This window comes from Streptomyces kebangsaanensis (assembly GCF_001906585.1).
GTDB lineage: Bacteria > Actinomycetota > Actinomycetes > Streptomycetales > Streptomycetaceae > Streptomyces > Streptomyces kebangsaanensis.
Genome location: NZ_JUJA01000040.1, coordinates 6,698 through 20,102, shown reverse-complemented (window position 1 = coordinate 20,102; position 13,405 = coordinate 6,698). Strand labels below are relative to the sequence as shown.

General features: G+C 69.6%; 18 protein-coding genes and 2 pseudogenes. 8 read left to right on the top strand and 12 right to left on the bottom strand.

Features of this window, described 5'->3' with window-relative positions:
• The 7 genes from RH94_RS05285 to RH94_RS05255 form a co-directional block, all read right to left on the bottom strand.
• Positions 1-367: hypothetical protein (locus RH94_RS05285; protein WP_158073017.1), on the bottom strand; the 367-nt coding region annotated here is incomplete at its 3' end.
• Complete coding sequence (locus RH94_RS05280; protein WP_107428628.1) at positions 367-720, bottom strand: DUF6303 family protein; 354 nt, start codon at positions 718-720, stop codon at positions 367-369. The genes RH94_RS05280 and RH94_RS05285, both read right to left, overlap by 1 nt.
• Positions 720-908 carry a hypothetical protein gene (locus tag RH94_RS05275; RefSeq protein WP_073946484.1) on the bottom strand — a complete coding sequence of 63 codons (189 nt, stop codon included), beginning with the start codon at positions 906-908 and terminating at the stop codon, positions 720-722. Before RH94_RS05275 ends, RH94_RS05280 begins: the two co-directional genes overlap by 1 nt.
• On the bottom strand, positions 908-1,708 hold the full coding sequence (locus tag RH94_RS05270; RefSeq protein WP_073946483.1) for a hypothetical protein: 801 nt from the start codon (positions 1,706-1,708) through the stop codon (positions 908-910). The genes RH94_RS05275 and RH94_RS05270 overlap by 1 nt, the downstream gene beginning before the upstream one ends.
• Complete coding sequence (locus RH94_RS05265) at positions 1,705-2,190, bottom strand: hypothetical protein (protein ID WP_073946482.1); 486 nt, start codon at positions 2,188-2,190, stop codon at positions 1,705-1,707. The genes RH94_RS05270 and RH94_RS05265 overlap by 4 nt, the downstream gene beginning before the upstream one ends.
• A 94-nt stretch (positions 2,191-2,284) precedes the next feature.
• The gene (locus tag RH94_RS05260; RefSeq protein ID WP_143203955.1) at positions 2,285-2,530 is read right to left on the bottom strand and encodes a hypothetical protein; all 246 of its coding nucleotides are present in this window, start codon (positions 2,528-2,530) and stop codon (positions 2,285-2,287) included.
• Between the two features lie 10 nt (positions 2,531-2,540).
• Positions 2,541-2,786, bottom strand: a complete 246-nt coding sequence (locus RH94_RS05255) for a helix-turn-helix domain-containing protein (RefSeq protein WP_073946480.1) — start codon at positions 2,784-2,786, stop codon at positions 2,541-2,543.
• A 164-nt stretch (positions 2,787-2,950) separates the two neighbouring features.
• Here RH94_RS05255 and RH94_RS05250 point away from each other — a divergent pair, with 164 nt between their 5' ends.
• From RH94_RS05250 to RH94_RS05240, 3 genes are all read left to right on the top strand, one after another.
• A complete protein-coding gene (locus RH94_RS05250; protein WP_073946479.1) occupies positions 2,951-3,394 on the top strand; it encodes a helix-turn-helix domain-containing protein in 444 nt (147 codons plus the stop codon).
• 132 nt (positions 3,395-3,526) lie between these two features.
• Positions 3,527-3,745 (top strand): hypothetical protein, encoded by a 219-nt coding sequence (locus RH94_RS05245; RefSeq protein WP_073946478.1) that lies wholly within the window; start codon positions 3,527-3,529, stop codon positions 3,743-3,745.
• A 56-nt stretch (positions 3,746-3,801) separates the two neighbouring features.
• Complete coding sequence (locus RH94_RS05240) at positions 3,802-5,166, top strand: LysM peptidoglycan-binding domain-containing protein (RefSeq protein WP_073946477.1); 1,365 nt, start codon at positions 3,802-3,804, stop codon at positions 5,164-5,166.
• Between the two features lie 137 nt (positions 5,167-5,303).
• On the opposite strand, the gene sodN is transcribed toward RH94_RS05240, so the two are convergent.
• Positions 5,304-5,699 carry a superoxide dismutase, Ni gene (gene sodN / locus RH94_RS05235; RefSeq protein WP_073946476.1) on the bottom strand — a complete coding sequence of 132 codons (396 nt, stop codon included), beginning with the start codon at positions 5,697-5,699 and terminating at the stop codon, positions 5,304-5,306.
• A gap of 144 nt (positions 5,700-5,843) precedes the next feature.
• Between sodN and sodX the strand changes: the two genes are divergently transcribed.
• Entirely contained in the window at positions 5,844-6,278 is a 435-nt protein-coding gene (gene sodX / locus RH94_RS05230; protein WP_073946593.1) for a nickel-type superoxide dismutase maturation protease, read from the top strand.
• Here the strand turns inward: sodX and RH94_RS05225 are convergent.
• A complete protein-coding gene (locus RH94_RS05225; RefSeq protein WP_073946475.1) occupies positions 6,182-6,811 on the bottom strand; it encodes a CGNR zinc finger domain-containing protein in 630 nt (209 codons plus the stop codon). The two genes, sodX and RH94_RS05225, sit on opposite strands and share 97 nt — an antisense overlap.
• Before the next feature lie 102 nt (positions 6,812-6,913).
• Here RH94_RS05225 and RH94_RS05220 point away from each other — a divergent pair.
• Together RH94_RS05220 and RH94_RS42460 are read left to right on the top strand one after the other, a co-directional pair.
• Positions 6,914-7,564 (top strand): annotated as a pseudogene (locus RH94_RS05220) (class I SAM-dependent methyltransferase); the annotation flags it as partial.
• Between the two features lies 1 nt (position 7,565).
• A pseudogene (locus RH94_RS42460) lies at positions 7,566-7,714 on the top strand (SAM-dependent methyltransferase); the annotation flags it as partial.
• 58 nt (positions 7,715-7,772) lie between these two features.
• On the opposite strand, the gene RH94_RS05215 reads toward RH94_RS42460, so the two are convergent.
• From RH94_RS05215 to RH94_RS05205, 3 genes are read right to left on the bottom strand one after another with little or no spacing between them, the layout of a single operon-like run.
• The gene (locus RH94_RS05215) at positions 7,773-8,525 is read right to left on the bottom strand and encodes an amino acid ABC transporter ATP-binding protein (RefSeq protein WP_073946592.1); all 753 of its coding nucleotides are present in this window, start codon (positions 8,523-8,525) and stop codon (positions 7,773-7,775) included.
• Positions 8,526-8,575: 50 nt separating this feature from the next.
• Complete coding sequence (locus tag RH94_RS05210) at positions 8,576-9,511, bottom strand: amino acid ABC transporter permease (RefSeq protein ID WP_073946473.1); 936 nt, start codon at positions 9,509-9,511, stop codon at positions 8,576-8,578.
• A gap of 33 nt (positions 9,512-9,544) precedes the next feature.
• Positions 9,545-10,495 carry an ABC transporter substrate-binding protein gene (locus RH94_RS05205; protein WP_073946472.1) on the bottom strand — a complete coding sequence of 317 codons (951 nt, stop codon included), beginning with the start codon at positions 10,493-10,495 and terminating at the stop codon, positions 9,545-9,547.
• A 549-nt stretch (positions 10,496-11,044) separates the two neighbouring features.
• On the opposite strand from RH94_RS05205, the gene RH94_RS05200 reads away from it, so the two are divergent.
• Positions 11,045-12,265, top strand: a complete 1,221-nt coding sequence (locus RH94_RS05200; protein WP_073946471.1) for an NAD(P)-dependent malic enzyme — start codon at positions 11,045-11,047, stop codon at positions 12,263-12,265.
• Between the two features lie 142 nt (positions 12,266-12,407).
• On the top strand, positions 12,408-13,373 hold the full coding sequence (locus RH94_RS05195; protein ID WP_073946470.1) for a zinc-binding dehydrogenase: 966 nt from the start codon (positions 12,408-12,410) through the stop codon (positions 13,371-13,373).
• Positions 13,374-13,405: the final 32 nt, after the last annotated feature.

The following is a 13,405-nucleotide window of genomic DNA, read 5'->3' as shown; positions in this document are numbered from 1 at the left end:
CCCGCCGGTCCGCCTCGCCCGCTTGCCGGGCCAGTCGGATGCTCTCGGCGCGCTCGGCCCACAGGGCGGCCATCCACCGGGCGGTGCCGCGGGCGAGGCGGTCCAGCCGCTTCTCCACCTGCACGACGTACGCGGCCTCGGTGTAGTCCTCGCGCTGCTCCAGGCGCTCCTGCAGCACGCTGTTGCGGCCGGCGAGCCGCTTGTTCGCGGCGTCGGCTTCGGCAAGCTGACGGCCGATCTGCTGCCGGTTGTAGACGGCGGTGTCGCGCTCGGCGCGGGCCTTGTCGCGCTCAGCACGGAGCCGGGTGATGTACTCCTCCAGCTCAGCGATTTCGCGGCGTTCGCGGCGGCTGATGAGTCCGAACATCAGGCGCCACCGCCCTCGAGCGGGACGATGCTGATCCCGGCGATGAGGGAGACCGCGGTCGGGTGGCCGTGGTAGGGGGGCGTGTCGCTCTCCTGCCACTCCCACTCGCTGTCCGGGGCGGGCGCGTAGCCGAGCGCGGCGAGGGCCTCGGTCCGCTCGGCGACGGTGGGGACCTGGTGCCGGCGGGAGACGGGCCACGTGTAGGCGGGCCAAGGGTCGCTGGAGTTGAAGACGACGAGGTACAGCTCCCAGCAGGCTTTGCTGGTGGAGCTGGTCGGGCCGCCCTCTTTGTAGTCGCAGCACAGCCGGTGGAGCCCGGCCTGCGTGATGATCGGTTTGGGAGTGGAGGGCATCAGTGGGTCGCCTCCGGGGTGGGCGTGAGGAGCATGAGGAGCGCGGCGGCCGTCAGCGCGGCGTCGCGGGCGGGGGCCTTCACGTTGAACTCGACGTCGGCCAGGAGCAGGACGAGGGCGCTGCCCGCGACCCAGACACCGGTGCTGATGAAGAGGTACGCGGCCCAGACGGCGGGGTCGGCGGACATCAGGCGTCACCTGCCGTCGGCTCGGCGCCCGGCAGCTGCTCGGTGTGGCACCAGGTGGAGCACCACACCGCACCCGCCGGGACCGGCCGCCCGCACTTCGGATTCGCGCAGCGCGGCGCGCCCTCCCCGGGATCCACGGTCAGGGCCTGCGTCGGCGCGATCCGCCGCGTAATCCCGTCCGCCGCCGGTGCGGAGGCGGAGCGCTGCCCGGCGAGGAGCGCCCGCAGCTTCTGCACCGGCGGCGTCACGTCGTCCTCGACGGTCCGGGGCTCGAGCAGCTTGGGCACGCCGTCGCCGCACACCTGGACGGCGACCTCGCCCACCACACCCACGGCGTAGACGGCGGTGCCTCGCCGGTTCACGGCGTCGGCGGAGATGTTCAACCGGTTGAGCCACCAGCGCCAGGCCTGCCAGGACTGCGGCCGTACGGTCAGGCCCAGGTACGTGGCGGTAGGGACGTCGGTGGCGATGACGTCCGGCTGCCGCCCCCGCAGCTCGGCCGCGAGCAGGGCGGCAGGCGAGTCCTCGTCGACGTCGACCGAGATGCGGCAGATACAGCCGGCGTACTCGGTGGTCCGCACGCCGGCCAGCTCGTCGTCCACCTGCGCCTGGGGGGTGAGGGCGCAGCGGACGGGAGCGGTCTCCTCGGCGGTGGCCAGGGTCTCGGCGAGCAGGGCCTTGATGGCCGGGGTGAGCTCGACGGCCAGGCGCTCGACGTGCTGAGCGGTCAGCGGCAGGTCCAGCATCGCGGCCGCCGTCTCGATCCGGGTGTGCAGCTGGTGCTGCAGGGCCCGGCTCACTCGTCGGTCCCCACGGTGGAGGTCTTCATGGCGGCGAGCGGACGGATAGCGAAGACGGCCGGCACTTCCACGGCCGCGGGGGACGCGCTGGCGGCGGGGACCGGCTGGGCCGCCTCGGCCATGTCGCTCTTGGGCAGCAACTGGTCGGCGTCGGCGGTGGTCGTCAGGGCCCGGGCGATGAGGGGGATGCCGTCGACGGTGGTACGGCACTCGATCCAGACGGCGTCGACGACGACGTCCTCGCGGGTCACCTCGGCCTCGACGATGCCGGCGGTCTCGAGGACGCCGCGGCCGGCGGTAAGGCCGGTGCCGTAATGGAGGCGAACGCCGTAGGTGTCGGTGCCGAGTCCGCGGTGGGCCTCGATGGCGTCCGGCAGGATCTGCACCTGGTCGACGAGCCGGGCGGCGAGCGCGGCCGCGGCCAGGTACGCGGGGCGGAGCGGGTCGGTGGACGTGGGCTGTTCGGTAATCTCAGTGTTCAAGGTGACCTTCTTCCTTGGGTGAAGGGGTCGCCGAGTCGTGGGGCTGCTCAGGCCGGCACAGTCGGAGCGGCCCCTCGGCGTATGCGGGGACGGGTCAGACAGCTCGCATGCGCCTGGCGGTGCTGCGCCGGGCGGGGATGCGGTGCATCTCGGCGATCTGGGCCCGGTCCTCGGGGCTGAACATCAGCCGGCGTCCCATGCGGTGGGCGGGAAAGCCGAGGTGGTTGACGCCGTCGCGCAGTCGGCGCTGGCCAATGCCGAGGCGGCGGGCGGTCTCGGAGACGTCGGTGAAGTCCTCCACGACGGGCGCGGTCGTGGCCGTGGGGGTCTTGCTGGGCATCTGGGTCACCTCATTCGGTGTTGGGCTCGCTCGGGGCGAGCAGCTGGTCGTCGTCGGCTTCGACGCCGAGGGCGGTACGGAGCGCCGTGTAGGTGGGGGGCCGCATCTGGCGTCGCACGCCGGTTTCCAGCCGCGAGAGGTAGCTGGGGGTGATGCGTGCGGTGCGGGCGAGGTCGGCCATCTGGATGCCGCGTGCCATGCGGAGTCTTCGGATTGCCGCCCCGTCCACCTCGTAGGTAGCTCGGGGTGCCGTCATATGGAGAAGCTAACAGTTTCTAATAGAAGTTGCTAGCAGGATCGCGCAGTATCTAGTGGAAGCTGCGATGTGCTGGCAGATAGTCGAGGAGAGCCTGTGAAGCATCCGCCGTTGGCCGGTATGCGTTCCTGGCGGTTCCTGGTGGTACCTGGGACGATGTGCGTATGGCTACTACCGACCTCGGGGGCCGGCATCGTCTCGCGCGCCTCGTCATCCAGCACCGCACCAAGCTCGGCTGGCACAAGGCGCAGGCCGCCGAGGCTGCCGACCTGACCATCACCACCTACATGCGGGTGGAGAAGGGGCAGTCGGTGCGGGACGTCACCTACGCGAAGATCGAGCGCGCATTCGGGTGGGCGCCCGGCGCCTGTATGGCGGTGATCGAGGGAGCCGTCGAACTGCAGCAGGCCGGCGAGGAGACCGAAGGTGTGCGGATCGCCCCGGTGGCACAGACGGCGGACAGCGTCCGACAGGCAGTGCAGTGCGCAGTGATCGCGACCCTGCCGGACACCCCTGCCGGAGAGATGGCGAAGCTCAGCGAGGGGGTGCTGGCCGAGCTGCGGAAGCGCGGCATTGTGCAGGTTGTTGACGAAGAGTCAACAGCCTAGCCGTGCAACTTTTTGCTGTAACGGCATCGTTACAGGCTGTTTGATCTTAAGTTGAACGCCCCCTTCCAGTCGGCGCGCAGTGTGTGTAATGGTCAACAACGTGTAAAGGCCATCACGAGGGAAGGGGGCCTAATGCAGCACCAGTTCATCATGCTGGACCAGGGACCGAATTTCGTCGGCTGGTCGGGCCTGGTGGGGGAAGCGATCGTCTGCGTCATGACGCCCAAGGTCCTCACTGACTCCACAACCCGACGGATCGGACGCCAGTTGGTACGGCGACAAGGAGGAGACTGCGCCGCGTGCAGCCTGACCGACTGCCCGCTCGCGATAGCCGCGCCGGCGCAGTCCTGAACCGATGACCGGCAGTCAGGGGTGCCTGCCGTCATCGACCCGGAGGGGATCAGGGCGTGGCATACGCGGAAAAGCGTGGGAAAACCTGGCGCGTTAGGTACCAACTACCCAACGGCGACTACGCATCCGAGAGCGGCTTCGAGACGAAGCAGGACGCACTCGACTGGGGGCGCGCGCAGGAGACCGACGTCAAGCGCAAGGTCTTCATCAACCCCAACGACGGACGCAAGCTGTTCGGTGAGTGGGTCACCGAGTGGCTCGAGATCATGGACGTCTCCGAGATGTCCGTCCAGACCTACAACAGCCGCCTGCGCGCGGTGATCCTGCCGCAGTGGGAGAACGTCCCCATCGGCGACATCACATCGATGAGCTACAAGCGGTGGCAGCAGCAACTGAACAAGCGGCACAAACCCAACTACGTCAAAGCCATCGAGGGCCTCATGCGGATGCTCCTCGACGACGCCGTCGAAGAGAAGCTGATCCCGTCCAGCCCGATGCCCACCGCATCCAAACGGCGCCGCGGCCGCCACGTCACCGTAGAGACAGACGACGACTACGTGTGGGCCACGCCCCGCCAGGTCCGCCTCGTCGCCGACAACGCCCGCACCCTGCGCGGCCTCCAGTGGTACGTGATGATCCTGACCGTCGCATACACCGGCCTGCGTATGGGCGAGGTCGCTGGCCTCCGCCGCGACCAGCTCCGGCTCCTCGGCCTCGAGTACGGCCGCTCCTTGCGCGTGCAGTGGCAAGGGCAGTGGCTGACCGAACCCGCCACGCACACCGTCAACAAGGGCGAGACGCTCGAGACGATCGCCGAACTGCGGCTCGCCGACGCGAAGCGCGCCGAGGAAATCGCCAAGGCCAACGACCTCACCGCGGGGGCACGCCTGCGCGCCGGGCAGAAGATCGTGCTGCCGAAGGGCTTCACACTGATCCCGCCCAAGTACAGCTCGTACCGCACGCTGATCCTGCCGCCCTTCCTGGGGGACCTGCTGTCCGAGCTCCTGGCCGCCAACGCCCACCCCACGCTCGTGTTTCCCTCGCAGCGCGGCCGCCCCCTACGGGTCGACGACCAGTTCTACGGCCGGTTCTGGAAGCCCATCCTCGAGGGCCAGGACGCCGAGCCCGTACGCAGCGGCCGGCGCGCGCAGCCCGCGCTGCCCGCCGTCGACGGCCTGGCCGACATGGTGCCGCACGGGCTGAGGCACGGCCACAAGGTGTGGCTGGACGAGCAGGGGCACCCGCGCGTCGCGGTGGAGGAGCGCATGGGCCACAAGCTGCAGGGCGTCGAAGGCACCTACAGCCACACCTCCCCGGAGATGGAGCTCGGCATCGCCCGGGCCCTGCAGAAGGCCTGGGAGAAGTCGCTGCTGGACGACGAGGAGCCGCAGCAGTGGGAGGGCCGGCGGCGGTCCTCCTGACCTCGTCTCCCATCCGTCTCCCAAACGATCACTAGACGACGAAGCGGCCCGACCGTACATGACGGTCGGGCCGCTTCCATTTCTGCTCTGACCTGTGCAGCAGCCTCGGCGAGGGCCTGTCTGCTGCCGGTTGCGGATCAGGCCTTCTTGGTCTCCCAGAAGATCTTGTCGATCTGGGCGATGTAGTCCAGCGCCTTCTGGCCCGTGGCCGGGTCGGTGGAGGCCTTGGCGGCGGAGAGGGCCTTCAGCGCGTCGTTGACCAGCTGGTGCAGCTCCGGGTACTTCTCGAAGTGCGGGGGCTTGAAGTAGTCGCTCCACAGCACGGAGACGTGGTGCTTCGCCAGCTCGGCACGCTGCTCCTTGATGACGGTGGCACGCGCCTGGAAGTGCGGGTCGTCGTTGCTTGCCATCTTCTCCTGGATGGCCTTCACCGACTCCGCCTCGATGCGGGCCTGGGCCGGGTCGTACACACCGCAGGGAAGGTCGCAGTGTGCGCTGACCTTGACCTTGGGGGCAAACAGGCGGGAAAGCATGGAGCATTCCTTCCTCGTGATCGTCTTCTCAGGTGGGACATTACTCCCTGCAAGGCGTGTTTTCGCGGGTGCCCCCCAGGGCTTAGGACAAAAGTCCCGGGTGAGACTGAGACTGTGGAGGAACCGACCGGGGAGGTGCCGGGGATGCCGGAGTTGTCGCAGGGGAGCGAGCGCAGGGGGGCCGTACTGCCCTTCGGGCTGGCCGAGGTGACCGGGCCGTCCATGGTGCCCACGCTGTACCACGGGGACCGGCTCGTGGTGCAGTACGGCGCCCGGATCCGGCCGGGTGACGTGGTGGTCCTGCGGCATCCGTTCCAGCAGGACCTGCTGGTCGTCAAGCGCGCGGCGGAGCTGCGCGAGGGCGGCTGGTGGGTGCTCGGCGACAACGCGTACGCGGGGGGCGACAGCACCGACTACGGCACCGTGCCCGAGGACCTGGTCCTGGGCAGGGTGCGGTTCCGCTACCGGCCGCGCAGGCCCGCTCAGCGCTCGCCGCTGGCGCTGGTGCGCTGGGCGCTGTCGGCGGCCAGGCCCGTCTTCACCGACCGGTCGGCCTCCAGGCGTTTGCGGGCCCGGTAGGCGGCCACGTTGGCGCGGGTCGCGCAGCGGTCGGAGCAGTAGCGGCGCGAGCGGTTGGTCGAGGTGTCGAGGTAGGCGTTGCGGCACGGCGCGGCCTCGCACAGGCCGAGGCGGTCGACGCCGTACTCCGTCAGATGGAACGCCAGCCCCATCGCCGCGATCGCCGCGTAGCCGGCCGTGGCGTTGGACGGGTGGTCGGCCAGGTGCATGTGCCACAGCGGGCGGCCGTCCTCGTCGCGGTGGTCGTGCCCGGAGATCTGCGGGCTCACCGGGAACTCCAGCAGCAGCGAGTTCAGCAGGGCCACCGAGAGCGTCTCGTCGCCCGTGTCGGCCGCCTCGAAGACCGCGCGCAGCCGGGCCCGTACCGAGCGGAGGCGCGTGACGTCGGCATCGGTGGCGCGGCGGGCCGCGGAGGAGTTCGCGCCGAACAGGTCCCGGACCGCCTCGACCGAGGTCAGGCTGTCCTTGCCCCGGGCCGGTTCCTCGCTGTTGACGAGACGTACGGCGTAATCCGAGTAATAGGCCAGTTCCACTTGTAGTCCTTACGGGCGGGGGTCTATGGTCGTCACGCGGTCGAGTAACAGACGGTCGCGCTTCCAGGGTATTACGTGGCATGCGTGAGGGAGGGGCTTGCGATGACGGACACGAGCACGAGCACGGACACGGACACGGGCACCGCCACCGCCGCCGGCAGCGACTGGCGGGCCTGGCAGGAGAGCTGGGACCGCCAGCAGGAGTGGTACATGCCCGACCGGGAGGACCGCTTCCGCACCATGCTCGACATGGTGGAGGCCTTCGTCGGACCCGATCCGCGCGTCCTCGACCTCGCCTGCGGCACCGGCAGCATCACCGCCCGCCTCCTGGACCGGTTCCCGGGGGCCACCAGCATCGGCGTCGACCTCGACCCCGCCCTGCTCACCATCGCGCGGGGCACCTTCGCCGGCGACGAGCGGGTGACCCTCGTCGAGGCCGACCTCAAGGACCCCGGCTGGACCGCCCGGCTCCCGTACGACACGTACGACGCGGTCCTCACCGCCACGGCCCTCCACTGGCTGCGCAGCGAACCCCTGGAGGTCCTCTACGGTCAGGTCGCGGAACTCGTCCGCCACGGCGGTGTCTTCATGAACGCCGACCACATGATCGACGACAGCACGCCGAGGATCAACGCCGCCGAGGCCGCCCACAGCCGCGCCCGCAGGGACCGGGCCATGAGGAACGGCGCCCTCGACTGGGCGGAATGGTGGGCCCTGGCCGCCGCGGACCCGGTCCTCGCCGGACCGGCGGCCNCCCGCCGCTTCGAGATCTACGGCGCCCACGCCGACGGCGAGATGCCCTCCGCCGCCTGGCACGCGCGCGTACTGCGCGAGAAGGGCTTCGGGGAATCCCGGCCGGTGTGGTGCTCGCCGTCGGACACGCTGCTGCTGGCGCTGAAGTAGGGCGGCGGCAACGGCGAAGGGGCGGTACGGACCGTACCGCCCCTTCACGCGCCCGCTGTCACAGCACCTTGGAGAGGAACGACTGCGTGCGCTCGTGCTGCGGGTTCGTCAGGACCTCGCGCGGGTTGCCGGACTCGACCACCACGCCGTCGTCCATGAAGACCAGGCTGTCGCCGACCTCGCGGGCGAAGCCCATCTCGTGGGTGACGACCACCATCGTCATGCCGGACTCGGCGAGGTCGCGCATGACGTCGAGGACGTCACCGACCAGCTCCGGGTCGAGCGCCGAGGTCGGCTCGTCGAACAGCATCAGCTTCGGGTCCATGGCGAGGGCCCGGGCGATCGCCACGCGCTGCTGCTGGCCGCCGGAGAGCTGCGAGGGGTAGTGCCCCGCGCGGTCGGCCAGGCCGACGCGCTCCAGCAGCTGCATCGCCCGCTCCCTGGCCTGGCCCTTGTTCAGGCCCTTGACCTGGACCGGCGCCTCGATGACGTTCTCCAGCGCGGTCATGTGCGGGAACAGGTTGAAGCGCTGGAAGACCATGCCGATGTCCCGGCGCTTCACGGCGACCTCGCGGTCGCGCAGCTCGTACAGCTTGTCGCCCTGCTGCCGGTAGCCGACCAGCTCGCCGTCGACGTACAGCCGTCCGGCGTTGATCTTCTCCAGGTGGTTGATGCAGCGCAGGAACGTCGACTTGCCGGAGCCGGAGGGGCCGATGAGGCAGAACACCTCGCCCGGCCTGACCTCCAGGTCGATGCCCTTGAGGACTTCGACCTGGCCGAAGGACTTGTGCACGCCCTCCGCCTTGACCATCGCGACGGACGTGTCGCGCGCAGGGGTGTCCCGCTTGGTGAGCTTGTCGGTCATGCCGTGACCTTCCTGCTGGAGAAGGACGTCAGGTGCCCCCTGACCTTCTGCCACGGGGTCGGCGGCAGGCTGCGGCTGGAGCCGCGGGCGTAGTACCGCTCGACGTAGTACTGCCCGACGCTCAGCACCGAGGTCATGATCAGGTACCAGGCGGCGGCCAGGAAGTACATCTCCACCGGGGCGCCGGAGACCTGACCGATGTCCTGGGCGTAGCGGAACAGCTCCGCGAACTGCACCGCGGACACCAGCGAGGTCGTCTTCAGCATGTTGATGACCTCGTTGCCCGTGGGAGGCACGATCACGCGCATCGCCTGCGGGATGACGATCCGGCGCAGCGTCTTGCCGTGGCTCATGCCCAGCGCGTGCGCCGCCTCGGTCTGGCCCTCGTCGACCGCGAGCAGGCCGGCCCGGCAGATCTCCGCCATGTACGCCGCCTCGTTCAGACCGAGGCCGAGCAGCGCCGTCAGCAGCGGCGTCATGAAGCTCGACCAGTAGTCCTTGTAGAACGGCATCAGGTTGATGTACTCGAAGACCAGGCCCAGGTTGAACCACACGAACAGCTGGACCAGGACCGGGGTGCCGCGGAAGAACCAGATGTAGAACCAGGCGATGGCCGAGGTCACCGGGTTCTTCGACAGGCGCATCACCGCCAGGACGATGCCGCCGACGATGCCGATCAGCATCGACAGGACCGTCAGCAGGAGGGTCTTGCCGACGCCGGTCATGATCCGGTCGTCGAAGAAGTAGTCCGGGACCGCGTGCCAGTTGATTCTGCCCTGGCCGAACGCGTAGATGATCGCGCCGAGGACCGCGATGGCTATGAGGGCGGTGAGGTACCGCCCGTAGTGCCGGACCGGGATGGCCTTGATGGCCGGCGGTCCGGTCGGGGGCGTGTCCTTGGGCCCCGCCGTCTTGTCGATGTCAGCAGTCACGGGTTTCGCCTCTCAGTGGCCGCTCGGGCGCGGTCACTTCCCGCCGTTGATGACGGATTCCTTCACGGCGCCGTCCTGGGCGCCCCACTTCTCCAGGATCTTCTGGTACTCGCCGTTCTGGATGATCGCGTTCATCGCGGCCTGCAGCGCGTCCCGCAGCTGGGTGTTGGTCTTGCCGACCGCGATGCCGTACGGCGCCGCCTCGACCTGCTCGCCGACGAGCTCGAAGTCCTTGCCGCCGCCGGAGGTCTTGACCGCGTACGCGGCGACCGGGAAGTCCGCGGAAACCGCGTCGGCGCCGCCCGAGCGCAGCCGGGTCTGGGCCTGCTGGTTGTCGTCGAAGCGCTGGAGGGTGATCGTCTTGCCGCTCGGGCACTTCTTCGCCTCGGCCCTCGCCAGGTCCTCCGAGACGGTCCCGCGCTGCACGGCGAGCTTCTTGCCGCACAGGTCGGCCCAGGTGGTGATGTTCTGGGTGTCGCCCTTGCGGGTGTAGATCGAGACACCGGCGGTCAGGTAGTCGACGAAGTCGACGCCCTCGCCGACCTTCTTGTTCGTGTCGGGGTCGATACCCTCCTGACGGCTCTTGTTGTCCGTCATCGCCGACATCGCGATGTCGTAGCGGCTGGACCGCAGACCGGTGAGCAGGGCGTCGAAGGTGCCGCTCTCGAACTCGAAGGTCACGCCGAGCTGCTTGCCCATCGCGGCCGCGAGATCCGGGTCGATGCCGACGGTCTTGCCCGAGTCGTCCTTGAACTCGACCGGCGCGTAGGCGATGTCGGAGCCGACCTTGATGGTGCCCTTGTCGCGGATCTGGGCCGGGAGCTTGTCGGCCAGCGGGGCGGAGTTGCCGACGGAGGAGCTGTTCTTGTCCTTGGTCTGGTCACCGCAGCCGGTGAGGAGCAGGGCGCCCGCGACCGCGATCGCACCGACCGCAGCAAGCCGGGAGTGCGCGGCGGTCGTACGACGGGTGGAGCTTGCGGTCATGGTGGTTCCTCCGGCTGATGGATGGAGCTGCCGATGGGTCGACGAGAACACACACCTTCGGGTGTCGCGACCTCGCGTGATGGACGGCATCTTGCCATTCGGGCTGCGCCATTCAGGGGGCTCGCCATGTCAAAATCGGATAACGGGTGACCCCCGAACCACGCGGAGCAGGTCCGTCACTGCCGGACCATCCGCGGTCATGACTCCTTCTGGCCGGAAAATCTTCGGCCCGTCTCAGGATGTGGCCTGCCGGGACAGGGTGTTTGAGAGCATTTGGGTCCATGGCCAAGGCTTGACGATGGCTTGGTCGCATATGGGGCCGTATATCGGGCCCGCATGATGTGACCTTCGCGTTATGGACTCGTCGTCGGCGCCGTCCGTCCGGTAAGAAGGTTCTTTACACCCCTCATCCGGGGCTCAGGGTGCGTGTGCGGCGCACCCGTCGCGCAAGGGTCCGAACGCATCAGTCACCGGCCCCGCGCGGTCCCGCCCACCCCTCACCCGGGAGTGGCAACCCTCAAACCATGAATACTTAAGGGGTAAAATCAAGTGGCAGCGGAGATCGTCAATCCTCGCAGCGACAGCGCGGGTCAGGAGGGCGGAGCAGAGCCGCTCGATTCCTTCGACCCGGCCTTCGCGCTGCACCGCGGCGGCAAGATGGCCGTGCAGGCCACCGTGCCCGTCCGTGACAAGGACGACCTGTCCCTGGCGTACACGCCCGGCGTCGCGCGCGTGTGCTCCGCGATCGCGGAGCAGCCGGAGCTGGTCCACGACTACACGTGGAAGTCGTCCGTCGTCGCCGTCGTGACCGACGGCACGGCCGTACTGGGGCTCGGAGACATCGGCCCCGAGGCCTCCCTTCCGGTGATGGAGGGGAAGGCGATCCTGTTCAAGCAGTTCAGCGGCGTGGACGCCGTCCCGATCGCGCTCGACACCACCGACGTCGACGAGATCGTCGAGACCGTGGTGCGCCTCGCGCCGTCCTTCGGCGGGGTGAACCTGGAGGACATCTCGGCGCCCAGGTGCTTCGAGATCGAGCGCAGGCTGCAGGAGCGCCTGGACATCCCGGTCTTCCACGACGACCAGCACGGCACCGCGGTCGTGACGCTGGCGGCGCTGCGCAACGCGGCGCGGCTGAGCGGGCGGTCGCTCGGGGAGCTGCGGGCCGTCATCTCGGGCGCGGGCGCGGCCGGTGTCGCCATCGCCAAGATGCTGATCGAGGCCGGCATCGGCGATGTCGCCGTCACGGACCGCAAGGGCGTCGTGTCGGCCGACCGGGAGGACCTGACCCCGGTCAAGCGCGAGGTGGCCGGGTTCACCAACAAGGCGGGCCTCAGCGGGTCCCTGGAGGACGCGCTGGCCGGCGCCGACGTCTTCATCGGCGTCTCCGGCGGTACGGTGCCGGAGGCGGCCGTGGCGTCGATGGCCGAGGGCGCCTTCGTGTTCGCCATGGCCAACCCGAACCCCGAGGTGCACCCCGAGGTCGCGCACAAGTACGCGGCGGTCGTGGCGACCGGGCGGTCTGACTTCCCCAACCAGATCAACAACGTCCTGGCGTTCCCCGGCATCTTCGCGGGCGCGCTGCAGGTGCGGGCGTCCCGGATCACCGAGGGCATGAAGCTCGCGGCGGCCGAGGCGCTGGCCGGGGTCGTCGGGGACGACCTCGCCGCGGACTACGTGATCCCGTCGCCGTTCGACGAGCGGGTCGCGCCGGCCGTGACCGCGGCGGTGGCCGCGGCGGCTCGCGCGGAGGGCGTCGCCCGTCGCTGACGTGACCTGGATGGCCCCGCCCGAACGGGCGGGGTCATTTCTTCTGCCCGGCCTCCCCGCCTGTTCTCCCGCTTGGCAAGAGGGCGTGTGTCACAGCGGCCCGCGGTTCCGTAGTCGCTCGCGCGCCCCTATCGTCAAGGTCATGTTCGCTGTCTACGCCGCCCGGATCGACCGCGACCAGCCGCTGAACGGCCTGGAGACGGGGGAGCGCCCGGCCCCCGAGGTCCGTCCCGGCTGGAGCACGATCGACGTCAGGGCCGCCTCGCTGAACCACCACGATCTCTGGTCGCTGAGGGGGGTGGGCCTGTCCGACGACAAGCTGCCCATGATCCTCGGCTGTGACGCCGCCGGCGTCGACGAGGACGGCAACGAGGTCGTCCTGCACTCCGTGATCGGGCAGAGCGGACACGGGGTCGGGCCGAAGGAGCCCCGGTCCATCCTCACCGAGCGCTACCAGGGCACCTTCGCCGAGCAGGTCGCCGTGCCGACCTGGAACGTCCTGCCCAAGCCCAGGGAGCTCTCCTTCGAGGAGGCGGCCTGTCTGCCCACGGCCTGGCTGACGGCGTACCGGATGCTCTTCACCAACGCGGGGGTACGTCCCGGGGACTCCGTCCTCGTACAGGGTGCCGGCGGTGGTGTCGCCACGGCCGCGATCGTGCTCGGCCGGGCTGCGGGGCTGCGGGTGTTCGCCACCAGCCGGACCGGGGCCAAGCGCAAGCGGGCGGTGGAGCTCGGCGCGGTGGAGGCGCTGGAGCCGGGGGCGCGGCTGCCGCAGCGGGTGGACGCCGTGATCGAGACCGTCGGCGCGGCCACCTGGTCGCACTCGGTGAAGTCGCTGCGGCCCGGCGGCACGCTCGTCATCTCCGGGGCGACGAGCGGTGACCGGCCCTCGCACGCCGAGCTGACCCGCATCTTCTTCCTGGAGCTGAAGATCGTCGGCTCGACCATGGGCACCAAGGACGAACTGGAGGACCTGCTCTCCTTCTGCGCCGCCACCGGGGTGCGTCCCGTCATCGACGAGGTGCTGCCGCTGGACCGGGCCCGCGAGGGCTTCGAACGGATGGAGTCGGGCGACCAGTTCGGCAAGATCGTGCTCACCCGGTCCTGAGTCCCGCCTCCCCCTTCTTCGCCTTCTTCGGC